The organism is Streptomyces sp. NPDC059371 (genome assembly GCF_042751995.1).
In the GTDB taxonomy this organism is placed as follows: domain Bacteria; phylum Actinomycetota; class Actinomycetes; order Streptomycetales; family Streptomycetaceae; genus Streptomyces.
This window is the reverse complement of the sequence record NZ_JBHYXD010000031.1, coordinates 9,440-32,324: the sequence shown is the minus strand read 5'-3', so window position 1 is coordinate 32,324 and position 22,885 is coordinate 9,440. Positions and strand designations below refer to the sequence as shown.

The following is a 22,885-nucleotide window of genomic DNA, read 5'->3' as shown; positions in this document are numbered from 1 at the left end:
GGCGGGTAAGAGCGGACGCGCCGGCGCGGCGTCGCCGCCTTCGGATCGGGGCCCGGCGCCCTTCGGGCCGACCTGGGACCCGCTGGCTGCGGGTCGACCGAAAGCCGTTGTCTACTGAACGTCCGGGCCCCACCCGGGTCACACCTGCCGACTTGTCGGAACGTTCCCTCGCCTCGCGGCGCCGGTGCTGGGCCTGGCTCCCAGTGGCGGTACGCCGGTGCGGCGCACCACCCCTGACCCAGCGGCGCCGGAGGCCGTGCGGAGTTCCCCCGTCGGCCGTCCGGTGGTGGACCCGGCAGAACCTACCCGCCCCCTGCGGCAGGCTGTCAACACTGGCTTGATCTGCGCCTTTTCCGACAAAGCCCTGGTCAGCGCCGAGGATGCGCAGGTCGAACGTCGGGGTGCCGGGCCCTGGAAGAGCACTGGGCACCCCGGGACATCACTCGTTGGGCCGTACGAACACCGTCCGTCCGCCGACCACGGTGCGCAGGCAGACGGGCAGGTCGCCGCCGGGGGTCAGATCGGGGAGGCCGGGAGTACCGGAGCGGGGGTCGGTGGACCAGCGCGCGACCCGGTCGTCGGGGGCCTGGACCACGAGATGACCCGTGCGCCACACGGCGTAGTCCGCGGGCGCGCCCGGCACCAGGACGCCCGCGTCGTCCCGTCCCACGGCCCGCCAGCCGCCCCGTGTGTGGGCCGTGAAGGCGGCCCGCACGGACACCCGGTGCTCGGGCGTGCGGTGGAAGGCCGCCGCGCGTACGGTGCCCCACGGGTCGAGCGGGGTCACGGGGCTGTCGGACCCGAAGGCCAGCGGCACACCGGCGCGCAGCAGGGCCGCGAACGGGTTGAGCGCCCTGGCCCGGTCGACTCCGAGCCGCTGGGCGTACATGCCTTCCTCGCCGCCCCACAGCGCGTCGAAGGCGGGCTGCACGGAGGCGGTGAGGCCGAGTTCGGCGAAGCCCGCGACGGTTTCCGGGGTGAGCATCTCGGCGTGCTCGACGCGGTGCCGGGCGGCGCGCACACGGGCCAGGCCGACCTTCTCCGCGGCGGCGCGGACGCCGTCGACCACGGAGGCCACCGCGGCGTCCCCGATGGCGTGGAAGCCCGCCTGGAGGCCCGCCTCGGTGCAGGCGACCACATGGGCCGCGACGGCGTCGGCGTCGAGGTGGACGAGGCCCGTGTGGTCCGCGTCGAGGTAGGGCTCGTGCAGGCAGGCGGTGTGCGAGCCGAGGGAGCCGTCGACGAAGAGGTCGCCGGCCGCGCCGACGGCGCCGAGGGCTCGCGCCTTCTCGACGTCGCGGTCGGCCCAGTAGCCGACGACTCGCGGTCCGGGCTCCTCGGCGGCGAGCCGCAGCAGTCCGGTGAAATCGTCCTCGGAGGAGATCTCGGGGCCGGCGCACTCGTGCACGGAGCCGATGCCGAGCGAGGCGGCGTGGGCGAGCGCGGCTCGCTGGGCCCCGGTGCGCTGGGCGTCACCGATCGCGCCGAGCGCGGCGGCGCGCACGGCGTGGTGGGCGTCGCGGGTCAGGGGGCCGTCGGGCGCGTACCCGGCGAGCGCCGTGACGCCCGGGACCAGGTCCAGGAGCGCGCTGGTCGCCACCGCGGAGTGCACGTCGATGCGGGAGAGGTAGAGCGGGCGTCCGCCGGTCGCGGTGTCGAGTTCGGTGCGGGCCGGCGGGCGGCCGCCGGGCCAGCGGGCCGCGTCCCAGCCGTGGCCGAGCAGCACCCGGTCGGCCGGACGGGCGGCGGCGAAGTCGCGTACGAGGGCGAGCGCCGCGTCCAGGGACGGCGCGTCGGACAGGTCGAGGCCCGTGAGGGCGAGTCCGGTGGCGGTGGTGTGCACGTGTGCGTCGGTGAACGCCGGGGTGACCAGGGCGCCTTCGAGGTCGACGACCTCGTCGACCCCCTCGGCGAAGGCGTCGGCGGCGCCTTCCGAGCCGACCCAGGCGACTTGCCCCCGTTCCACGACCATCGCGGTCGCGAAGGGGTCGGCGGGGCTGTGGACTTCTCCACCGCGCAGCAGCACGGTGTCCGACGGGGCGGTGCTCTCACTCATGGGAACAGTCTCGCGCCTGCCGGCGGCCGGCCGTCGCCCGGGTGCCGTCGACACGGCGGGCCGGTCGGGTCGGGCCGCCGATCGGGACGGGTCCGTGTGTTCGCGCGACCGCGCCCCGAGGCCCCTCAGATGCGGGGCGGGCGGGACTCGTACGGTGTCGACAGGACGACCGTGGTGCGCGTCGACACACCCGCGAGTGTCCGCAGCCGCCCGAGGAGTTCCTCGAGTTCGTGCGGCGTCGAGACACGCACCTTGAGGATGTAGTTCTCGTCGCCCGCGACACTGTGGCAGGCCTCGATCTCCGGGACGCCCGCGAGGCGTTCGGCGATGTCGTCGGGGGCGCTGGGGTCGAACGGCTTCACCGAGATGAAGGCGGTCAGGGGCAGCCCGACGGCCTCCGGGTCCACGACCGCGGCATAGCCCCGGATGACGCCGCGTTGTTCGAGACGGCGTACCCGCTGATGCACGGCGGACGTGGACAGGCCCGTGGCCTTGCCCAGGTCGGTGTAACTCATCCGCCCGTCTGCGACGAGCAGCTGCACGATCTGTCGGTCCAGCTCCTCCATGGCGCAAGAACCTACAGGGCCGCCGATCCCCCGGGATACTCAGCGGCGCAGGTCATACCCGCTTTGTGATGTGGCGAGGCGTCGTTAATGTGCCATCCGGCCGCCCCTTCCTCCGCGCGCCGGGCACCTGCGGACGGCATGTGACGAAGGACACATGAATGCAACCGGGTCCGTCAGGTTCGCGTGATTACCTCGGAGACGGGACGGGAAGTGCTTGCTGTGGTCGAGGTCGCAGTGCCTTGTCGGCCCACCCGAGGGGGAGAATCCCATGCAGAGTCTTAAGCGCCCTGGTCGTACCGCGTTCAAGCGGCAGCAGGCCGTACTCGAACCCGAGCCGGAGGGCGTCGAATCCGACGCCCTGGACGGTGACGAGTTCGACGCGTACGACACGTTCGAGATGTACCGGGTGATCTGCCCGGCCTGTGCGCAGCCCATCGCGCTGCTGGCGGACGAGGAGGTCCTGCCGGAGCACGCCCTGTGCGCCTCCCCGTGGAACCCGTTCGGACTCACCGTCTGCTCGGGCACGGGCCGTGCGGCCGCCGAGGCGCGGTCCGCCGACGACAGCACGGAGCCCCAGCAGCAGGACACCGCCCTCCTGTTGACCCTTCCTCAGGGACTGAACTGGCGTACGCAGCCGTTCTCTCACGTGGGCGGACCGGGCTCGGTCCCCGTGCGGACTTCCGAGATGCGGCGCGCGGCCTGACCGCTCGGCACGTTCAGCGGGTATCGCCCGCTTCGTCCCAGTAGCTGCCCTGCACCATGGCCCGCAGGCTGCCGTGGTGCAGGATCAGCGTGTCCGGGTCCGGGGGGACGCTCACCTCGCCGAAGTACGCCTGCCGGTAGGCGATGCGCAGCATGACGAGGGCGTGCCGCAGGGCGGCGTACAGCGTGTAGAAGTCCATGTCCCGGGGCGTGTGGCCGGTGAGGCGGGCGTAGCGTGCCTCGACGCGGTCGCGGCGCAGGAAGCCGGGCAGACCGGGCTGCCCGAACCCCGTGGTCAGGTCCTGGAAGAAGCGGTGCAGGTAGACGGTCCAGCCGAGGTCGACCTCGCGCGGGGCCGGTGCCGCCATCTCCCAGTCGAGTACGGCGACGGGGTCGAAGCCGTCGTAGACGACGTTCCCGATGCGCGCGTCGCCCCAGTTGAGCACCGCCTCGCCCTCGTCGCCCGGCCACAACTCCTCCAGCCGGCCGAAGGCGCTCTCGATGAGCGGGGACCGCGCCAGCCCCTCGGTCACCCACGCGTAGTAGGCGCGCTGGGCCTCGACATGGCGGCGCAGCGGGCTGCCGTCGCCAGGCAGTGCGAGGAAGTCCGCCTCCTTCGGCGGGACTTGGTCGTGAAGCCGGGCGAGGAGCGCGATCGAGGCGGCTTCCAGGTGCTCGCGTTCGGGATCGGTCGCCGCGTGCAGCCAGTTGCCCGCGTACGTATAGGGCATGACGTCGGGCGGTACGCGCCCGGTGACGCGTTCCATCACGAAGAACGGTGCCCCGAGCGGTCCGGGGTCCTCCTCCAGCCAGCGCACGCGGGGCACCGGCAGATCGCTGCGCTCGCGGACCAGACGCATCGTGCGGTACTGGCGGACCATGTCGTAGACCGGGAAGACGGTGTACGCCCCCGGGTCCGCCGCGAGTCTCAACGCGCAGGCGCGCAACGGCGGTTCGGGATGGTCGATGTCGAAGAGCAGGGTCTCGCTGGACAGGCCGTTGGACTCGGGGACGCTCGGATTCACCGCGCGGGCGCCGGGCAGGCGGGTATCCAGCCAGGCGGTCAGCCTGCGCGCGAGCTCCTCGGGGTCACGGGTGGTCGTCCGCGGTCGGGGTGCCGTGGCCATGCCGCCACTCCTCTCAGGGCGCGACGGAGTCGAACCCGGTGAAGCCGCTCGGATCGTGGCGGCCGAACGAGCCGTGCTCGAAGATCCCGTACCCGGTCCGCCCGTCGAGGGTGAAGCGGGCCGCGTGGTCGGTGACCCCGTAGCGGGCGAGGGGATGCGCGGCCGGGTCGGAGAGGTCGTAGACGCGGTGGTCGGTCCAGCCGCGGCCGCGCCAGGTGCCGTGCTGCCAGTCGTCGGCGGGCGGGTATCCCGCGCCGAGCGCGAGCGGGGACGAGGCCAGCACCTCCACCCCCAGCTCCAGCGGCTTGCGGTCCACGGAGCGATTCAGGTGGACGACGGCCGAGGTGGGGTGCCGGGTACCGGGACGGTAGGTGATGTCGGCCTGGGGCCAGCCGAGCTGGAGGTCGCGCTCGCCGTCGCGCACGAGGATCGCGTCGCCCAGGGTGCGGTATCCGTCGGCGTCCTCCTGGACGACGACCATGAGGAAGCGGTCCTCGAAGCGCACCGGGCACCAGATCCAGTGGAATCCCTCCGTCGGGTTCTCGGCGGCGAGCCGGCCGCCCTCCTCCCCCGGAATGGGGCGCACCCCCCAGCTGCGGTCGCGGGTGCCGGTCCACTCCCCCGCGCCGACGGGTATCTCCTCGCCCCCGACGCGGATGACGCCCTCGACACCGCCCGCCTGCACGAAGCGGCGGCCCTCCAGGGTGAGCCGGCCGCCGCGCCGCTGGACGTGGTGCGGCTCCCAGAGGGCCGGGAAGTCGGCGGTCCAGGTGATGTCGTACGCCAGTGAGCTGTCGTCCGAGCGCAGCCGCAGCCGGCGCAGCGGCTCCTCCACGGTGATCCGCAGGGGCCCCACGGCCAGGTTCATCCGGTCGTCGCCGAGGGCGTCGGACGCCCGGACGGCGTGCAGCGCGTCACCGAGGCGCAGTGTGGCGTACGCGTCGATCACCCCGACGTTCGGATAGACGCCGAGGCCGAGGATCAGCAGGGCCCGGCCCCGGTGGTCGAGGATGTGGAAGATGCAGCGGTCGTAGGCGTTGCGGTCGCCGCTCGCCACCTGCTTCATGGACAGCGGGACCTGGTGCACGGGGTACTCGTCGAGGGGGACGGGACGGTCGTCGTTCACGTCAAGCCTCCTGGAACCTGTCCGGTCGGTCACGGCGGAGACGCGGGACGGGGCACGCAACGCCCCGAGGTCCGCGAGCAGGGGCGACCCCCGGCGGCGGCCGGCGTCACCCAGGCAGGGCCCCCGGCGGCCGAATTGACGGTACGTCAGATATTCACCGAGGACCAGACGGCGGAAGCGAGGACCGGACGGCGCGCGTTCCGGCGCCGGGCTCGCGAGGGTCCCGTCCTGAACACACACCCGATTCCACGGGCGGGTGACCTGTCCGCCCGCCCGCACGTTGCCCCGGTATGAGCCCCACACCTTCCGCGACCGGGCACCGGCGCCGGATCCTCGTCCCGGCTCCGACGCAATCGGTTCACTGGGTACCGCCGCCACCGCCACCCCCGCCGGCTCAGGATCCACCCATCTACCGCGCCCTGATGCGCGCCTGGGCGGATCGTGGCCGCACGCTGCCGGGCCACCACGACCCCGAGTGGGCACGCCTGGCGGCACCGTCGGCGATGTACGGGTACGGGCAGTTCGGCGCGCTCACCGAATCACGGGCGGAGGAGCGCTTCGCCCCGGGCCGGGATCCGCACGGCGACGGCCGCTTCGGCGCGTCGCGGGATCCGCGGAACGAGTTCGGCCTGGGCGCCGCGGACCCGCGCGGGTGACCTCGGCGCGTCGCCGAGGTCACCGGCCGGATCCAGCCGGCCGCCGAGGTAATCGCCAATTGGTCCGAACCATTGACAGGGTGGTCTAGTCCTCCATAGTGTTCCGTCAGCTGTCCCGCCGGGCGTCGGGCGGGGCCGCGTACGAGGGATCGAGCTCTTCGACGGCACGCATCGCACCCCCCAGCATCTTCACCAGCAGTTCGCGCATGGTCTCGCGCGACAGCACCGGGTGGCCGATCCAGTCGAGGGTGGCTCCCTCCACGCTGTGCAGCCAGCCGAGCAGGGCGATGCGCGGAAGCGGTCCGACCCTCCCCCTGCCGTACGCCCCTTCGGCGATCGTCGCGACGATCGCCTCGCGCACTCCGTCGCGTATCGCCTGCACTTCGGTGTCGAAGCCCACGCCGCCCGCGATGATCGTGCGGTAGGCGGCCTGGTTGTGCTCGGCGTAGCGGAGGTATCCGTCGATCGTGCGGTGGACCCGCTCCACCGGAGGAAGTTCCAGACCGTCGGCGGCCCGGGAGACCAGCTCCGCGACCGATTCCTCGACGATGGCGAGGTAATAGCCGCGCTTGGACTTGAAGTAGTAGTAGATCAGCCCCTTGGCGACGTGCGCCTGCCGCGCGATGTCGTCCATCGACAGGGCGTCGTACGACGTGTCGGCGAACAACTTGCGCCCGATGGCGATGAGTTCGGCGCGGCGCGCCAGCGAGCGGTCGGTGCCCCGCGCCCGGGGACGGTCGACCTCGCGTTGTTGACTATTATTCAATTCCGGCCCTGGTCTCCAACTGCCGACGGAACATGGGCAGTATGGCAGAACCGTGCCGACCGTCATCCGGGGGCGATCGGCGTCTCGCTCGTCATGCCCGGGAGCGGGCCGCTGGGTCTCCGGCGGCAGCGCCGTCTCAGATCAGACCGAGCCGCGTCACGAGCATCGCCACGACCACCACGAGGATCCAGCCCACGACGTGTTCGAGGATCTTCGGGCCGTCGTCCTTCGGGCCTCCGGTACGGGTGCCGAGACGAGGGGCGGTGGCGGAACTCGCGGTCATGGCATCTCGCTGACGTAGTGGTGCGGTGACGTCCCCCGCCTCCCGTCGGCTCCCCACCGACCCGACCACCTTGCCACCGGAGCCGCGGTCACCGGTAGAGACCCAGGTCACGTCCACGGACCGACGGCTCCGGATCCCGCTGGATTCCGCCCGCCCGCCACCCGTGTGCGTCTCGTCACACGGCCCCGGCCGGGCCGGAGGCGCCCCTGTGGGACGGCACTCCGGCCGGAAGGGCGGCCCCGGCCGACGGGCGCGGCTCCGTCCGGAAGGGCGGCCCCGGCCGACGGGGGCCGCCGTCACATCACCGGATGCCCACCGCCGCGAGCGCCTTGCCCTGGCGCGCCGAGGGATGCGCCGGGAAGTACAGGTAGCAGACCCCGCCGGTACCGGAGACGACCTTCCCGGAGGCGTTGTAGCGCTTGGTGCGCAGCCAGATGTTCTCCCACTCGGAGCGCTTGTAGACCCTGCGCACCGCCTCGTCGCCGGGCGAGGCCGGGTCGTTGGCGATCACGTCGCCGTCCGCGGTGAACCCTATGACGGTCATGAGGTGGCCCGAGGTGCCGTAGCCCGCGCCCGTCAGCTCGGTCTTCAGGAACGACTGGGACGTTATGGCCGGGATGCCGGCCGCGATCAGCGTCTCCAGGTCGGTGAGCGAGCCGAGCCGGGTCACCACACCCTGGAGGTCCTTGTACGTGGCCGCGTAGGCGGCGTTGAAGGGCCAGTTGCCGCATCCGGTGTACTGGTAGTCGTAGGTCGAGCGGGCCGCGAGGCAGACCTGCGGGTCGGCGTAGGCCGGGTCGACCCAGGCGAGCTGCTCGGCTGTGGGCCTGCGCCCCCAGTACTCGATGATCATCTGCGAGGAGGTGGGGCTGCACCAGGCCTCGCCGCCGTTGTCGTACTCGGGGTACTGACCGGCGTGGATCTCCTGCGAGTAGGGCGGAACGTTCAGCTCCTGGGCGAGGCCCGGGGCCGAGGCGGGGACGGTGAAGCGGTCCGGGATGTCGGAGCCCATCGCGCCCAGCCGCCACACGGTGGGCGTGATCTTGGAGCCCGGGGTGCGGTAGAGGGTCAGGCGCAGCCGGTACGAGACGAGGCGCAGGCCGGAGGCCGCGTCGTCGATGGAGAAGGTGTCCGTCCAGATCGTGCTGCGTCCGTCGGTCTGGTCGTCCACGGAGGTGCGCCTGATGTCCTGGTCACCCGAGGCCCAGCGGCCCATCACGTACCAGGGCGTGTCCGTGCCGTCGGAGTAGGTGCCGGTCAGCTCGACCTGGAGCCAGGTGCCGGCCGGGGTGCGCGCGTTCCAGGAGGCGATGGCCTCCGTGGCGGGGACGGCGAGCCGGTGGACGGGCGAGGTCCAGGTCGCGTACTCCCAGGTGGCGGTCCTGCCGGTGTGCGGGTCGGTGTAGTCCGTCGTGCCGGCCGGGGCGCCGAACACCAGCCCGGGGCGGGCGCCCGGCACGGCCCGTGCGCCCCGCGCACTGCCGGAGCGCCAGTCGCTGTACGAGGTCCAGGCACGGTTGTCGACCAGTCCGCCGGGCGCTCTGGTCCGGCGGGCCGGAGCGGCGGCGGCCGGCGGGCCTGCGGCCCCCACCGCCGCCGCGGCCACCGCGGCGGCCAGGACGATTCTGCGGGACGGCTGTTCGGCTCTGCTCATGGGTGGAGAACCCCCAGGTGTCCGGAACGGGCGGGCCCAATGCTCTGTCGTGTGACAAAGAATGTTCTGTTGTGCGCCAACTATGGACGCCGGAGGGCGACTTCTGCCAGCACTTCGGCCCGTGCCACGCCCACCAATATTGGTCGGGACCACTGGCATGACCTGGGACACCCTCGGGCCCCGCGGGCGCGGGGGCCGAGAGGACCGATGATCAGACGAGGTCCATGGCGGCGACCTCGTCGGGGCGGCCGTAGCTGACGGGGCCCTGGAAGCGGCGGCGTGCCGTGGCGAACCACCACACCGTCGCGACGATCAGCACCGCGGCGAGCGCGATCGAGGCGTAGTTGAAGTTGTCCCCGGTGATCGGCGAGCCCTGGGGCAGCATGAAGAGCACGCTGCTGGCGAGGATCCAGGTCACGGCCACCCAGCCGACGGGCCTGCTCCAGCGGCCCAGGTTCCAGGGGCCGGGCTGGAACTCGTCGCCGAGCCGCAGCCGTAGGAAGACCGGCACGGCGTAGGCGAGGAAGAGCCCGACGACGTTGACACTGACGATGGCCGTGAAGGCGGTGTGCGACCACCAGCCGGGCAGGACGAGGGCCAGCGAGCAGGCGACCGCCAGCCAGACGGCCTTGACGGGGGTACGGGTGCGCGGCGAGACGGAGTGCCACCAGCGGGAGCCCGGCATGGCACCGTCCCGGGAGAAGGCGAAGATCTGCCGGGTGTTGCTGGTGAGGTTGGCCAGCCCGCAGAAGAGCATGGACCCGATGACGATCAGCAGGATGAACTTAGCCATGCCCATGCCAAGTCCATCGATGAGAATCTGGACGGGCGGCGCCGAGGACGAGGCGACCCGGTCATAATCATGAATGCTGTACACAAGGGCAAGCATCAGGATGAGCCCGGTGATCGCCGAATAGCCGATCGAACGAGTGATCCCCTTCGGCGCGTTGACCGTGGCCCGCACCGTTTCCTCGGACATGTGGAAGCTGCCGTCGAAGCCCGTGAAGGTCCAGCTCGTGACCAGCAGCCCGAGCATCCCTCCGTAAATCCCGTTCGTGAAACCGGTGTTGTTCGCGAAATGCGTGACGAACGAGGCCGACTGGTGGTCGTCGGGCATCACGGTGAGTGCGCTCACGATCACGACGAGCCCGACCAGCAGCCACCACACGGAGATCCGGTTGAGCACGGCGACGAGCTGGACGGTGTAGGTATTGGCCAAACCCTGGAGCACGATGATCAGCGCCGTGATCAGGACCGTCTGCTCCGCGGTCGGCTCGTACGAGTGCCACTGCAGGGCGATGAACGCCTGGATGAAGGTGGCGGCCGCGTATCCGGTGGCGGCCGTGCCTCCCACCTGACCCACGAAATTCAGCCACCCCGTGTACCAGGACCAGGCACCCTTGTGCCGCTTGGCGAGCTTGCCGGCGGAGAAATAGAGCGCCCCGCTGGTCGGATAGGCGGAGGCGACTTCGGCCATCGCGGCACCGATGAAGAGGACCATCACGGAGACGCCGATCCAGCCGAAAACGAGAACGCGCGGGCCGCCGGCATTCATTCCGAACCCGAAGGACGAGAAAATACCCGAAATGATGTTGATGATGGTGAAGGATATCGCGAAATTGTCGAACGCCTGAAATCGACGGGTGAGTTTTCTCGGATATCCCATCGCATGAAGCGTCGCGTCGTCGTCGAAGGCGACGGGACTCTTCCCCGCGCCCGTCGTCCGGCTCGGGACCGATATTCGCTCTGACACGGCTGTCCTTTCTCTCGGGGGTGGTACGGGACATCGGGGAGGGCCGGCGCTCAGCCGGCCCCCGGCACGGGCAGGCCGCAGGCGCGGCGGGCACGGGAGAGCTGCTCCTCGGGTTCGCCGAAGACGCTCCACGGCATACGGCAGGCGTAGGGCCCCATGGCCATGAGCACGGCACGCGCCTCGAACTCGCGCTGCGCCATGAACAGCGCGTGCGCCAGATACGCCAGGTCGAGGACCGGCGTGAAGCGGTATCCGGTCACCTCCGGCAGCCAGTTCTGGTAGATCGCGAGCGCGGTGGAACGCCACTGGGGCTGTTCCCAGGTGCGGTCGACCAGCAGTTGCGTGGGGTTGTAGCTCTCCACCAGGGCCACCAGCGGCAGCAGCCGCAGCGGCGAGGAGGCGGGGGCGCGCTGGCTCAGGAAGGCGGCGACGTCCCAGGCGGCGTTCACGGAACCGCCGTAGCGCGTGAAGAAGAAGGCCAGGAACCGGTGGTGGCCCTCACGGTTCCAGGGGTCGAGGCGCAGGACGTGGGAGAACAGGCGCCAGGGGCCGGGAGGCTGGGTCAGCAGCCCCTGCGGGGCCGGGTCGCGCAGATCATGCAGCCGGGCCATGGACAGCCGGGCGACCCAGGGCGTGGGATCCGACCGGTCCATCAGCGCGGCCCGGTCGCAGGCGGTCAGCGCTATGCGTTCCAGGGCCTCGGCCCGGTCGTCCTTGGCGTCGGCCGCGCGTAACGCACGCAGGACGGCCACGCGGGCCCACATCAGGGCGGCCTCGGGGGTCTGCTCCTCCGCCAGCCAGCGTTCGGCGAGATCGGAGTCGGCGGCCTCGGAGGCGACGACCAGGGATCGATGGGCCCGTAATCCGTAGTCGGAGCGGGTCTCCTTCAGAGCTTCGTGGGCGCTCAGATAGCGGCCGGCTCTGACGTCCGTGCAGACACTCGCGAGTCTGCGGTCGTCGGCCGCCGGATGCCACACATACTGCCCCTCGAATAACTCCGCGGCCATCTTCCCCTGTCCATCCACGTACGACGCCTGTGTTCCGCAACAGGAACCCTACTCAGCATCTCCGGGCACTGGAACGTCCTATCCGAAATAGCCGCTTCCGCGAGGCCGGGACTTTTCGGAGCGGGCCGCGAAGTTCTTGAGGATTGTTCAATCAATAGTTCAATGCGACACCATCCTGAACCCATGGATCCGCTGTGGACGGCGTCTCGATAGAATGTTCCCCAGGGCTGCGCCGACCCCGCACCCCGACCCCGCACCTCACCCCGGGAAACCCCATTCACGACCTCGCCTCGCGGCTGCGCCGGCTGCCGCCCTCCTGTGGGCCCGTCCGTCTGATCGGCGTGGACGGCCACGCCGGCTCCGGCAAGACCACGTTCGCCGGGAGACTGGCGACGGCCCTCGGCGGCGCGCCCGTGCTCCACCTCGACGACATCGCCACCCACGACGAACCGTTCGACTGGACCGGGCGCCTGCTGAGCCGGGTGATCGAGCCGTTCGGGCGGGGCGAGACGGCGCGCTACGCCGCCTACGACTGGACGGCCCGGGAGTTCGGACCGGTCCGCGAGCTGCCGGCCGCGCCCGTGGTGCTCCTCGAGGGCGTCGGCGCGGGACGCCGGGCGCTACGGCCCTGGCTCGCGCGGCTCCTGTGGATGGAGTTGCCCCACGAGGAGGCCTGGGCGCGGGGACGGCGACGGGACGGGCAGGCACAGAGCGACTTCTGGGACGGATGGGTCCGCGCCGAGCGCCGGCACTTCGCCGAGGACCCCACACGACCGTTCGCGGACCATGTGGTGCGGCAGTGTCCCGAGGGATACGAGGTGCTGCCGGGGCCTGCTGGGACGTCTGGACCGGACCAGTTCATCACTCACCGTGATGGACCATCCGCAGCGTGCTGAAGTTGTGAAGACCCACTCCGGAGAAGTTGCCTCAGTGCCCCAACTCTGCTTGACCAGGGGGCCGTACAGGTCTTACGTTCTGAAGCAGCGGCCCTTCGGGAGCCGCCCGCAGTCGCGAAGCCCCCGATTGTTCCCCCGTGATCGGGGGCTTCGTTCTGCCCACACCCTCTCTTTCCGGACTCCCCGCGGCGTGATTCGCTCACCCTGGGTCACCGTTCGCGATGCGCCCCATCTGCTCCCACCTCGTGGAACGGGCTGTGCGGCACCCTTCGGCAGGCCCCTCCACCGCAGGTACCATGCCTTTCGGTGCGACCTTCGGACGGCTGCTCTGCCGCACCGCTTCAACTCCCGTCCGTGGCACAGTCGTTCGACCAGAGCTGCCGACGGGCACCGGCCCGGCGGCGAGGGGATGTCCTGATCCGCGAGGCACTCCCCGACCATCGGGGGCACGGTTTGTGGGGGACGTGATGGACTTCGGCACGCAGGGCCCCGAGGCCCCGGCCGACCTGGCCTGGCTGCGAGGTGTGGACGCCTACACCATGGGCGCCTACCCGCAGGCGGAGGAGGAGTTCCGCGCCGCGGTCCGGATGGACCCCGGTATGGCGGACGGCTGGCTCGGACTGCACGCGCTACGGGTGGACACGACGACCGCGCTGCTGCGGATGTTCCGGCACCGCGACCGCTTCGGCGAACAACGTTCGCGCCACCGGCGCACCCTCAACTCCTGGTACTGGCTGGGCTGGTGGGTCCAGCCAGTACTGGAGAGCCCGCGCGACCTGCTGCTCGCGCACGCATCGCACTGGCTCGACGGACGTCATGTTCCGGAACTGGACCGGGCGTTGGCGGGACTGCCGCCGGTCGACGCGGACCACCAGGTGCGGTTCCTGCACGCGTGCCGCGCCTATCTGGTCAAGGACTGGGAGCAGTTGGTCCGGCACACCGATCCGCTGATCAACGATCCCATGCTCGGCATCGAGGCCGGACTGTTCGGCGGCATGGCGAGGGTCCGGCTGGAGATGTACGGACAGGCCGAGCCGCTGCTGTCGTCCGCGCTGATGCGCTGTCGCAGCGAACAGCCGCAGCGCAAGGAGCTGCGGTACTGGCTGGCCCGCGCCCACGAGGGCACCGGACGGTCCGCCGCGGCACTCCCCCTGTACCGGGCGGTGCACCGGGTCGACCCCTCCTTCATGGACACCTCGGCCCGGCTCGCCGCCATCGCCGAGGGGGACGGGTACGACGACGCCGCCGCCGACCTCGCGGCGATCACGCTCGCCGGGATCGGCCAGGACGTGCTGGAGGGCCCGGACGGCATGGACGCCCTGTTCGGCACCGAGGGGCGCGACCTGAGGCTCCCGGACGCCGATCCGTCGCCGCCCGGCGGGCTGCCGCCCCAGTCGGACGGCTTCCGGGAGAAGGCCGTGATCCCGGTGCAGCCGATGCCGCCGGGACCCACCGACCCCGCCCTGCTCGACGAGGCGCTCGCCGAACTGGAGCGCATGGTGGGCCTGGAGCCGGTGAAACGGCAGGTCAAGGCGTTGTCGGCGCAGTTGAACATGGCCAGGCTGCGCACCGGACAGGGGCTGCCGGTGCAGCCGCCGAAACGGCACTTCGTCTTCTCCGGTCCCTCGGGCACCGGCAAGACCACGGTGGCGCGCATTCTCGGCCGGGTCTTCTACGCGCTCGGGCTGCTCGGCGGGGACCATCTGGTCGAGGCCCAGCGGGCCGACCTGGTCGGCGAGTACCTCGGCCAGACCGCCGTGAAGGCCAACGAGCTGATCGACTCGGCGATCGGCGGCGTCCTGTTCGTGGACGAGGCGTACTGCCTGTCCAACTCCGGCTACGGCAAGGGCGACGCCTACGGCGACGAGGCCCTTCAGGTGCTGCTGAAGCGGGCAGAGGACAACCGGGACCACCTGGTCGTCATCCTCGCCGGCTACCCCGAGGGCATGGACCGGCTGCTCGCCGCCAACCCCGGCCTGTCCTCGCGCTTCACCAGCCGCGTGGACTTCCCCTCCTACCGCCCGCTCGAACTGACCTCCATCGGCGAGGTGCTGGCCGCCGAGAACGGCGACATCTGGGACGAGGAGGCGCTGGACGAACTGCGTTCGATCGCCGGGCACGTCGTCGACCAGGGCTGGATCGACGAGCTCGGCAACGGCCGCTTCCTGCGCACCCTGTACGAGAAGAGCTGCGCGTACCGCGATCTGCGGCTGTCGGGGTACCCCGGCACACCCTCGCGCGACGACCTGTCGACGCTGCGGCTGCCCGACCTCATGCAGGCCTACGGGGAGGTCCTTTCCGGCCGGGGCCCGCAGGATCCGTCGGCGATGTGAGAAGGCCCCGGTCCCGCCGGAGCCGTACGACCGTCAGGGGTCGCACGGCCCCCGGGAACCGGGGCCCAGGCTCGCGGTCAGCTCGCCAGCGCCTCCTCGGCCCGGTCGGCGCGCGGCTCCGCGACCCGGACCGGCGTGACATCGCGGTGCGCCGGGTCCCGTACCTCACCGACCAGCAGCTCCAGGACGTCCTCGAGGGTCACGAGGCCGAGGACCTTCCCGGAGGCGTCGGCGACCTGGGCCAGATGGGTCGCGGCACGGCGCATCACGGTCAGGGCGTCGTCCAGGGGAAGTTCGGAGCGCAGGGTGGTCATCGGCCGCCACATCTGCTGCGGGACCGCGCGCTCGGACTCCTCCAGGTCGAGGACGTCCTTCACATGGAGGTAGCAGCCCATGAAGGCTCCGTTCTCCGCGACCACCGGGAAGCGGGAGTACCCGGTGCGCGCGGTGAGCGCGACGACCTGGCCCGGGGTGACCGAGGGATCCACGGTGATCAGCGAGGCGCCGTCGAGCAGGACGTCGGTGACCGGGCGCGAGCCGAGTTCCAGGGCGTCCTCGAGGCGCTCCTGTTCCTCGGGGTCGAGAAGCCCGGCCTGTCCGGAGTCCTCCACGAGCCGGTTGAGCTGCTCGCTGGTGAAGACCGCCTCGACCTCGTCCTTGGGCTCGACCCGGAACAGCTTGAGGATGACCTGCGCGCAGGCGCCGAGGGCAACCGTGACCGGGCGGCACACCCGTGCGAAGGCGACCAGTCCGGGGCTGAGCCACAGGGCCGTCTTCTCGGGCGCGGCCATCGCCAGGTTCTTCGGGACCATCTCGCCGATGACGAGGTGGAAGAAGACGACGAGGGCCAGCGCGATCACATAACCGAGGGGGTGGATCACCCCGTCCGGCAGGTGGACCGCCGCGAAGAGGGGCTCCAGCAGATGGGCGACCGTGGGCTCGGCGACCGCGCCGAGGGTCAGCGAGCACATGGTGATGCCGAACTGGGCCGCCGCCATCATCTGCGGCAGCCGCTCCAGGCCGTACAGGACCTGCCGGGAGCGTGCGGTGCCCAGCGGTTCGATCTGGCTGCGCCGTACGGACACGAGCGCGAACTCGGCGCCGACGAAGAAGCCGTTGGCGAGCACCAGAAGGCCCGCGAGCAGCAGTTGGAGCATGCTCATCGGACGGCCTCCGGGGCGAGCGCGGTACGCACGAGCCGGACGCGTTCGGCACGGTAGTGCCCGACCTGCCGCACCACCAGGCGCCAGCCCGGCAGCTCGGCCTTGTCACCGGGGGCCGGGATCCTGCCGAGCAGGTCGGCGACGAGGCCGGCGACGGTCTCGTACGGCCCCTCGGGCACGTCGAGGCCTATGCGGCGCAGGATGTCGACCCGGCAGCTTCCGTCGGCGTCCCAGGCGGGCCTGCCGTCCTCGGGAGGAGCGGCCGCCAGCTCGGGCTGTTCGCCCTGCACGTCGTCGTGCTCGTCGTGGACCTCGCCGACGAGTTCCTCGACGATGTCCTCCAGGGTGACCACGCCGGCCGTGCCGCCGTACTCGTCGACGACGACGGCGATGGGCTGTTCGCTGCGCAGCCGCCTCAGGAGGGGCTGCACGGGCAGGGTCTCCGGGACGAGCAGCGGGGCCTGGGCGATCCGGCGGACGGGGGTGCGCAGCCGGTCGCGCGAGGGGATCGCGAGGGCGTCCTTGAGATGCACCATGCCGACGATTTCGTCGATCCGCTCCCGGTAGACGGGGAAGCGGGACAGGCCGGTGGCGCGGGTGAGGTTGACCACGTCCTCGGCGGTGGCCGACGACTGGAGGGCGCTGACCTTCACCCGCGGCGTCATGACGTGCTGCGCGGTGAGGTCGGCCAGGGACATCGTGCGGACGAAGAGGTCCGCGGTGTCCTGCTCCAGGGCGCCGGCGCGGGCCGAGTGGCGCGCGAGGGAGATGAGTTCGCCGGGGGTGCGGGCGGAGGCCAGCTCCTCGGCGGGTTCCACGCCCAGGGCACGGACGAGCCGGTTGGCGACCGTGTTCAGCGCGGCGATGACCGGCCGGAAGAGGCGGGAGAAGACGTGCTGCGGGCCGGCGACGAAACGGGCCACCTGGAGCGGCTTGGAGACCGCCCAGTTCTTGGGCACGAGTTCACCGATCACCATCTGCACGGCCGAGGCCAGCAGCATTCCGGTAACCACGGCGAAGCCGGGCACCGCGCTCTCGGGAAGTCCGACCGCCTCGAACGGGCCGCCCAGGAGCTGGGCGAGGGCCGGTTCGGCGAGCATGCCGACGACGAGCGAGGTGATGGTGATGCCGAGCTGGGTGCCGGAGAGCTGGAAGGACAGCTCCTTGAGCGACTCGACGACCGTGGCGGCGCGTTTGTCGCCGTCGGCCGCGGCCTTCTCGGCCTCGGGACGCTCGACGGTGACGAGTCCGAACTCCGCGGCCACGAAGAAGCCGTTGGCGAGAATCAGCAGGAACGCCGCGCCAAGGAGCAACAGGGGGATGGTCATGCCGCCGCCTCGCTATGTCGGAAGGGGGCGGCGCAGGTACTACAGGACGATCCGTCCATCGCTGGAGGGAGTCACTCCTCGGGTAGCAGGGGGCCTCTGAGGGCTGGAGCACATCGGAGGCGGAGGCGCGATGAAAAACGCCTCCGCCGACAGGTTAATCAAGACATGGGCTCTCAGGGCAGGGTGGAGGGCCGAGAGTCAGCCCCGATGTTCACCGCGGTGCCCGTCGGGCTCCTGGATTCCGCGGGCCGAGGCCAGCGCGCGCAGGGCGCGGGCGTCCTCGATGGCGCGCTGCCGGGCGACGCCCGGCTGGATGCCGAGAGCCGGGAGGCTGGTGCCGTCGCTGAGGTCGAGGAACACCCAGGGGTCGCCGGGACGCAGGTTGACCTGCACGATCTCCGCCCAGTCCAGGTGCCGGCGGCTCGCGATGTTGACGACCGTGACACCGCTCTCGTCGGCGACGACCTTGGGCCGCGAGAGCAGCAGGAGCACTCCGAAGAGGAGCGCGGCGGTGAAGATGAAGCTCGCCCGCTCCCCCGGGCCGAGTTGCTCCAGAAGCATGGCGACCGTGGTGATGACCACAAGGATCGAGGCGCCCGCGGTGAGCAGCACGGCCCGGGTACGGGAGGGGCGGAAGGTTATGGGAAGAGGGGGAAGGTCCGACATGTCCGTTGATCCCGTCAGAGCCGGCAGGCGTGGATGGCCGTGGTCAGGATGGCACGCGCGCCGAGCTCGTACAGGTCGTCCATGATCCGCTGGGCTTCCTTGGAGGGGACCATGGCGCGGACGGCGACCCAGCCCTCGTTGTGCAGCGGCGAGATGGTCGGCGACTCCAGGCCGGGAGTGAGCGCGACGGCCTTCTCCAGGTGCTCGGCGCGGCAGTCGTAGTCCATCATCACGTAGGTCCGCGCGACCAGCACGCCCTGGAGGCGGCGCAGGAACTGCTGCACCTTGGGCTCCGCGTCCTCGGTGGGGCCGGCTCCGACGCGGCGGATGACGACGGCCTCGGACTTCATGATCGGCTCGCCGAAGATCTCCAGGCCGGCGTTGCGCAGTGAGGTGCCCGTCTCGACGACGTCCGCGATGACCTCGGCGACACCGAGTTCGATGGCGGTCTCGACGGCGCCGTCGAGGTGCACGACGGAGGCGTCGATGCCGTGGTCGGCGAGGTGCCCCGCGACGATGCCCTCGTAGGAGGTGGCGATCGTCCTGCCCTTCAGGTCCGCGATGCCGTTCGCGGTGCCCGGCTTGGCGGCGAAGCGGAAGGTGGAGCGGGCGAAGCCGAGCGGGAGGATCTCCTCGGCGTCGGCTCCGGAGTCGACCAGCAGGTCCCGGCCCGTGACGCCGATGTCGAGCCGGCCGGAGGAGACGTAGATCGCGATGTCGCGGGGGCGGAGGTAGAAGAACTCGACCTCGTTGTTCGGGTCGACGATCCGCAGTTCCTTGGACTCCCGGCGCTGCTGGTAGCCGGCCTCATGCAGCATGTCCGCCGCAGGTCCTGAGAGGGAACCCTTGTTGGGGACGGCGATGCGCAGCATGAGGTCGGCTTCCTTTGCTCGATGGTGTTCGGGGTGGATGGGACGGACGGACGTGCTGGTGCGGGGGCGCTGCTGAGAGGGCGCCCCTACAGATGCGCGTACACGTCGTCCAGGGAGATCCCGCGCGCGACCATCATCACCTGGACGTGGTAGAGGAGCTGCGAGATCTCCTCGGCGGCGGCGTCCTTGCCCTCGTACTCGGCGGCCATCCAGACCTCTGCGGCCTCTTCGACGACCTTCTTGCCGATGGCATGAACGCCCTTGCCGACGAGCTCGGCGGTGCGCGAAGTGGCGGGATCGCCCGTGGTGGCCTTGTGCTGGAGCTCGGTGAAGAGCTCCTCGAACGTCTTCTTGGACATGGTGGTCCTCACCCTACGCGCTCGGGGCCCTGCCTCAGTGCCAGGGTTCAGATACTGAGCGGAGGGTGGCCGCGGTCGCCACGGCGGCCGTCACCGCCTCGTGGCCCTTGTCCTCGTTGGAGCCCTCGATGCCCGCGCGGTCCAGGGCCTGCTCCTCGGTGTCACAGGTCAGCACGCCGAAGCCGATGGGGACGCCGGTGTCGATGGAGACCTTGGTGAGGCCCTGGGTGACCCCCTGGCACACATACTCGAAGTGGGGGGTTCCGCCGCGGATGACGACGCCGAGCGCGACGATGGCGTCGTAGCCGCGGCCCGCCAGGACCTTGGCGGCGACCGGCAGTTCGAAGCTGCCGGGGACCCGCAACAGGGTCGGCTCGTCGATTCCCAGCTCGTGCAGGGCGCGCAGCGCGCCGTCGACGAGACCGTCCATCACCTTGTCGTGCCACTGTGCCGCGATGACCGCGACCCGCAGGTCGCCGCAGTTGCGTACGGACAGTTCAGGTGCACCCTTGCCGCTCACGTCTCTCCTTCAGTCCCGCTGTGCCGTGTTGCCGATAGTGCCGTGTTGCCGATGGTTGGTGCCGTGTCGCCGGCGCCGCGCACGGGTGGTGCCGCGGTGCCGGTGGTGCTGTGTCGTGCGGTGGTGCCGGTCGTACGGGTCACTGGCTCCCGCAGGCCGACACGGTGACCGGGTCGAGCCAGGGCAGGTCGTGTCCCATCCGGTCCCGCTTGGTCCGCAGATAGCCGAGATTGTGCTCGCCCGCCTGGACGGGCATCGGCTCCCGGCCGGTGACCCGCAGTCCGTACCGGACGAGCGCGTCGGTCTTGTCGGGGTTGTTGGTCATCAGTCGCAGGCTGCGGACGCCGAGGTCCTCCAGGATCCGCGCGCTCGCGCCGTAGTCCCGGGCGTCGGCGGGCAGGCCGAGTTCCAGGTTGGCGTCGAGGGTGTCCCGGCCGCGCTCCTGGAGCTCGTACGCGCGGAGCTTGGAGAGCAGGCCGATACCGCGCCCCTCGTGGCCGCGGAGGTAGACGACGATGCCCCGGCCCTCGGTCTGGATGCGCTCCATGGACGTCTGGAGCTGGGGACCGCAGTCGCAGCGGTGCGAGTGGAAGACGTCGCCGGTCAGGCACTCGGAGTGGACGCGGACGATGACGTCCTCGCCGTCGCCGATCTCGCCGTGCACGAGGGCGACGTGCTCGACGCCGTCGGCGGTGGAGCGGTAGCCGTACGCGGTGAACTCGCCGAAGGCGGTGGGGAGACGGACCTCGGCCTCACGCCGGACGGTGGGAGCGGCGGGGGCCGCGCCGGTCTCGTCCGCCAGGGTGCGCTCCGCGGTGCGGCGGTAGGCGATCAGGTCCTCGATGGAGATGATCGTCAGACCGTGCTTGCGGGCGAAGGGGATCAGCTCGGGCAGCCGGAGCATGCGGCCGTCCTCGCCGGCGATCTCGACGATCGCTCCGGCCGGACGCAGTCCCGCCAGCCGGGCCAGGTCGACGGCGGCCTCGGTGTGGCCGTTGCGGGCCAGCACGCCTCCGGGCCGCGCGCGCAGCGGGAAGATGTGGCCGGGGCGCACGAAGTCGTCGGCCGCCGAGACACCGTCCGCGAGGAGTCGCAGGGTGGCGGCGCGGTCGGCCGCCGAGATGCCGGTGGTGACCCCGTGGGCGGCGGACGCGTCCACCGACACCGTGAACGCGGTCTTCATCGACTCAGTGTTGTCGTCGACCATCTGCGGCAGACGCAGCCGGTCGAGTTCGTCGCCCTCCATGGGCGCGCAGATCAGTCCGCGGCACTCGCTCATCATGAAGGCGACGATCTCGGGGGTCGCCATCTCGGCGGCGACGACGAGGTCTCCCTCGTTCTCCCGGTCCTCGTCGTCGACGACGACGATGGGACGGCCGGCCGCGATGTCGGCGATGGCCTGCTCGACGGGGTCGAGCGCGAAGTCCGAGGCATCCTGATCGTGCCCGGTGCTGTACCAAACCGGCGCCGTTGTCATGCCGGGGCTCCTTCCATGACGGGCTGCCCGGCCTCACGGGAGCGCAGCCACCAGTCGCGCATGCCCCACAGGACGAGCGCGCCGTACAGGACGTAGACGAAACCGGAGAAGGCGTAGCCGTTGGCGAAGTTGAGCGGAACGCCCACCAGGTCGACCAACAGCCAGGCGAACCAGAACTCGACCATGCCGCGGGCCTGCGCGTACATGGCGACGATCGTGCCGACGAAGATATACGCGTCGGGCCAGGGGTCCCAGGACAGCGTCGGGTACGCGTGGAACAGGCCGCTGACGGCGAGGGTGCCGACGACCGCGGCGCCCGCCATGTACGCGCGTTCGCGCCAGGTGGCGAACCGTACGGAGACGCGTCCGTCCTTGCCCTCACCGCGGTTCCACTGCCACCAGCCCCACAGGGCGACGGCGATGACCACGACCTGCTTGCCCGCGCTGCCGGTGAGGTGGCCGAAGAACGCGACGAAGAGGACCACCCCGGACAGGAGCTGGACGGGCCAGCTCCACACGGAGCGCCGCCAGCCGAGCGCCAGGGCGATCAGACCGATCACGTTGCCGATCATGTCCGACCACATGATGTGCTGGTCGAGGAGCACGAAGGCCTCGGAGTTGAGCCAGTTCACCGGCCGGCTCCCTGGGTTCCGGGCAGACCGCCGGGCTGCTCACCGCGCGCGCCGAGCAGGCGCTCGACGTACTTGGCGATGACGTCGACCTCGAGGTTGACCGGGTCCCCGGGCTGCTTGTGGCCCAGGGTGGTCAGGTCGAGGGTGGTGGGGATGAGGCTGACGGTGAAGAAGTCGGGGCCGGCGTCGACCACGGTCAGGCTGATGCCGTCGACGGTGATGGAGCCCTTCTCGACCACGTAGCGCGAAAGGTCGGCGGGCAGTGAGATCTTGACGATCTCCCAGTTCTCGGACGGCTTGCGCTCGATGACCGCGCCGGTGCCGTCGACGTGTCCCTGCACGATGTGGCCGCCGAGGCGCTCGCCCACGGCCATCGGCCGCTCCAGGTTGACGCGGGAGCCGACGGTGAGGGCCCCGAGGCTGGAGCGGTCCAGGGTCTCGGCCATGACGTCGGCGGTGAACTCGTCGCCCTCGTGCTCGACCACGGTGAGACAGACTCCGTTGACGGCGATGGAGTCGCCGTGCTGCGCGCCCTGCGTGACGACGGGGCCACGCAGCCGGAAACGCGAGGCGTCGTCGAGAATCTCGACGGCGGTGACCTCACCCAGCTCTTCGACGATTCCGGTGAACACTTCCCGGGTCCTCCTGCCTCATGGGGCACGGACTCCGGGGCTGTCGATGACGACATAATGAGCGGACCGCGGCACATCGGGAGCGACGCCGAAAGGACACCCGTCCCGAAGGACGAGCAGCAACAAACGGCAGCGCGCACGAAATGCCCGCCCGCCGCGCACTGCCTCCCATCCGGACTTTAACCGTCGGTCCAGGAATTCCACCTGGTCAAGCGGCCGCGGGTAGCGGGCGGGGGGCGGGCTATAAACGCCGGGTGGGTATTTAACCGACCCCGGTGTGGGCTGGGTCTGGTTAAATGGCCGTGTGGCAC

At 71.0% G+C, this 22,885-nt stretch carries 22 protein-coding genes; 4 read left to right on the top strand and 18 right to left on the bottom strand.

The annotated features are described in order from the left end of the window. Window positions 1–439 precede the first annotated feature (439 nt). Together ACFXGX_RS19515 and ACFXGX_RS19510 are read right to left on the bottom strand one after the other, a co-directional pair. The gene (locus ACFXGX_RS19515) at window positions 440–2,056 is read right to left on the bottom strand and encodes an amidohydrolase (RefSeq protein WP_384792448.1); all 1,617 of its coding nucleotides are present in this window, start codon (window positions 2,054–2,056) and stop codon (window positions 440–442) included. Window positions 2,057–2,181: 125 nt separating this feature from the next. Next, a complete protein-coding gene (locus ACFXGX_RS19510) occupies window positions 2,182–2,622 on the bottom strand; it encodes an Lrp/AsnC family transcriptional regulator (RefSeq protein ID WP_384792445.1) in 441 nt (146 codons plus the stop codon). 268 nt (window positions 2,623–2,890) lie between these two features. On the opposite strand from ACFXGX_RS19510, the gene ACFXGX_RS19505 reads away from it, so the two are divergent. After that, the gene (locus ACFXGX_RS19505) at window positions 2,891–3,325 is read left to right on the top strand and encodes a hypothetical protein (protein ID WP_384792442.1); all 435 of its coding nucleotides are present in this window, start codon (window positions 2,891–2,893) and stop codon (window positions 3,323–3,325) included. Between the two features lie 13 nt (window positions 3,326–3,338). Here ACFXGX_RS19505 and ACFXGX_RS19500 read toward each other — a convergent pair whose 3' ends face one another. Next, complete coding sequence (locus tag ACFXGX_RS19500; protein WP_384792439.1) at window positions 3,339–4,451, bottom strand: phosphotransferase family protein; 1,113 nt, start codon at window positions 4,449–4,451, stop codon at window positions 3,339–3,341. A 13-nt stretch (window positions 4,452–4,464) separates the two neighbouring features. Then, window positions 4,465–5,577 (bottom strand): hypothetical protein, encoded by a 1,113-nt coding sequence (locus ACFXGX_RS19495; RefSeq protein WP_384792436.1) that lies wholly within the window; start codon window positions 5,575–5,577, stop codon window positions 4,465–4,467. Between the two features lie 422 nt (window positions 5,578–5,999). On the opposite strand from ACFXGX_RS19495, the gene ACFXGX_RS19490 reads away from it, so the two are divergent. Further along, window positions 6,000–6,233, top strand: coding sequence for a hypothetical protein (locus tag ACFXGX_RS19490; RefSeq protein ID WP_384792433.1), 234 nt, complete (start codon window positions 6,000–6,002; stop codon window positions 6,231–6,233). Between the two features lie 106 nt (window positions 6,234–6,339). Here ACFXGX_RS19490 and ACFXGX_RS19485 read toward each other — a convergent pair whose 3' ends face one another. The 5 genes from ACFXGX_RS19485 to ACFXGX_RS19465 all read right to left on the bottom strand — a co-directional run bounded on the left by ACFXGX_RS19485 (window position 6,340) and on the right by ACFXGX_RS19465 (window position 11,696). Next, window positions 6,340–6,999 carry a TetR/AcrR family transcriptional regulator gene (locus ACFXGX_RS19485; RefSeq protein ID WP_384792430.1) on the bottom strand — a complete coding sequence of 220 codons (660 nt, stop codon included), beginning with the start codon at window positions 6,997–6,999 and terminating at the stop codon, window positions 6,340–6,342. 136 nt (window positions 7,000–7,135) lie between these two features. Further along, window positions 7,136–7,282 (bottom strand): SCO1431 family membrane protein, encoded by a 147-nt coding sequence (locus ACFXGX_RS19480; RefSeq protein WP_384792427.1) that lies wholly within the window; start codon window positions 7,280–7,282, stop codon window positions 7,136–7,138. A 301-nt stretch (window positions 7,283–7,583) separates the two neighbouring features. Next, window positions 7,584–8,936, bottom strand: a complete 1,353-nt coding sequence (locus tag ACFXGX_RS19475) for a peptidase C39 family protein (protein WP_384792424.1) — start codon at window positions 8,934–8,936, stop codon at window positions 7,584–7,586. 211 nt (window positions 8,937–9,147) lie between these two features. Next, on the bottom strand, window positions 9,148–10,689 hold the full coding sequence (locus ACFXGX_RS19470; RefSeq protein WP_384792421.1) for an amino acid permease: 1,542 nt from the start codon (window positions 10,687–10,689) through the stop codon (window positions 9,148–9,150). A gap of 50 nt (window positions 10,690–10,739) precedes the next feature. Next, window positions 10,740–11,696, bottom strand: a complete 957-nt coding sequence (locus ACFXGX_RS19465) for a hypothetical protein (RefSeq protein WP_384792418.1) — start codon at window positions 11,694–11,696, stop codon at window positions 10,740–10,742. Window positions 11,697–11,971: 275 nt separating this feature from the next. Here ACFXGX_RS19465 and ACFXGX_RS19460 point away from each other — a divergent pair, with 275 nt between their 5' ends. Together ACFXGX_RS19460 and ACFXGX_RS19455 are read left to right on the top strand one after the other, a co-directional pair. Continuing rightward, window positions 11,972–12,592: a uridine kinase gene (locus ACFXGX_RS19460; RefSeq protein ID WP_384792570.1), complete on the top strand. Its 621-nt coding sequence runs from the start codon at window positions 11,972–11,974 to the stop codon at window positions 12,590–12,592. Window positions 12,593–13,059: 467 nt separating this feature from the next. After that, entirely contained in the window at window positions 13,060–14,925 is a 1,866-nt protein-coding gene (locus tag ACFXGX_RS19455; protein ID WP_384792415.1) for an AAA family ATPase, read from the top strand. A 77-nt stretch (window positions 14,926–15,002) separates the two neighbouring features. On the opposite strand, the gene ACFXGX_RS19450 is transcribed toward ACFXGX_RS19455, so the two are convergent. The 9 genes from ACFXGX_RS19450 to ACFXGX_RS19410 all read right to left on the bottom strand — a co-directional run bounded on the left by ACFXGX_RS19450 (window position 15,003) and on the right by ACFXGX_RS19410 (window position 22,574). After that, on the bottom strand, window positions 15,003–16,088 hold the full coding sequence (locus ACFXGX_RS19450) for a hemolysin family protein (protein WP_384792412.1): 1,086 nt from the start codon (window positions 16,086–16,088) through the stop codon (window positions 15,003–15,005). Then, the gene (locus tag ACFXGX_RS19445; RefSeq protein ID WP_384792409.1) at window positions 16,085–17,416 is read right to left on the bottom strand and encodes a hemolysin family protein; all 1,332 of its coding nucleotides are present in this window, start codon (window positions 17,414–17,416) and stop codon (window positions 16,085–16,087) included. The genes ACFXGX_RS19450 and ACFXGX_RS19445 overlap by 4 nt, the downstream gene beginning before the upstream one ends. A 198-nt stretch (window positions 17,417–17,614) precedes the next feature. After that, entirely contained in the window at window positions 17,615–18,082 is a 468-nt protein-coding gene (locus ACFXGX_RS19440) for a PH domain-containing protein (protein WP_384792406.1), read from the bottom strand. A 14-nt stretch (window positions 18,083–18,096) separates the two neighbouring features. After that, window positions 18,097–18,954, bottom strand: a complete 858-nt coding sequence (gene hisG / locus ACFXGX_RS19435; protein WP_384792403.1) for an ATP phosphoribosyltransferase — start codon at window positions 18,952–18,954, stop codon at window positions 18,097–18,099. Between the two features lie 86 nt (window positions 18,955–19,040). Next, entirely contained in the window at window positions 19,041–19,313 is a 273-nt protein-coding gene (locus ACFXGX_RS19430) for a phosphoribosyl-ATP diphosphatase (protein WP_355773816.1), read from the bottom strand. A gap of 34 nt (window positions 19,314–19,347) precedes the next feature. Then, a complete protein-coding gene (gene ribH, locus ACFXGX_RS19425; protein ID WP_384792399.1) occupies window positions 19,348–19,833 on the bottom strand; it encodes a 6,7-dimethyl-8-ribityllumazine synthase in 486 nt (161 codons plus the stop codon). Between the two features lie 139 nt (window positions 19,834–19,972). Beyond that, window positions 19,973–21,310 carry a bifunctional 3,4-dihydroxy-2-butanone-4-phosphate synthase/GTP cyclohydrolase II gene (locus ACFXGX_RS19420; RefSeq protein ID WP_384792396.1) on the bottom strand — a complete coding sequence of 446 codons (1,338 nt, stop codon included), beginning with the start codon at window positions 21,308–21,310 and terminating at the stop codon, window positions 19,973–19,975. Beyond that, window positions 21,307–21,942, bottom strand: coding sequence for a nicotinamide riboside transporter PnuC (locus ACFXGX_RS19415; RefSeq protein ID WP_384792393.1), 636 nt, complete (start codon window positions 21,940–21,942; stop codon window positions 21,307–21,309). Before ACFXGX_RS19415 ends, ACFXGX_RS19420 begins: the two co-directional genes overlap by 4 nt. Next, window positions 21,939–22,574, bottom strand: a complete 636-nt coding sequence (locus ACFXGX_RS19410; protein WP_384792390.1) for a riboflavin synthase — start codon at window positions 22,572–22,574, stop codon at window positions 21,939–21,941. The genes ACFXGX_RS19415 and ACFXGX_RS19410 overlap by 4 nt, the downstream gene beginning before the upstream one ends. Window positions 22,575–22,885: the final 311 nt, after the last annotated feature.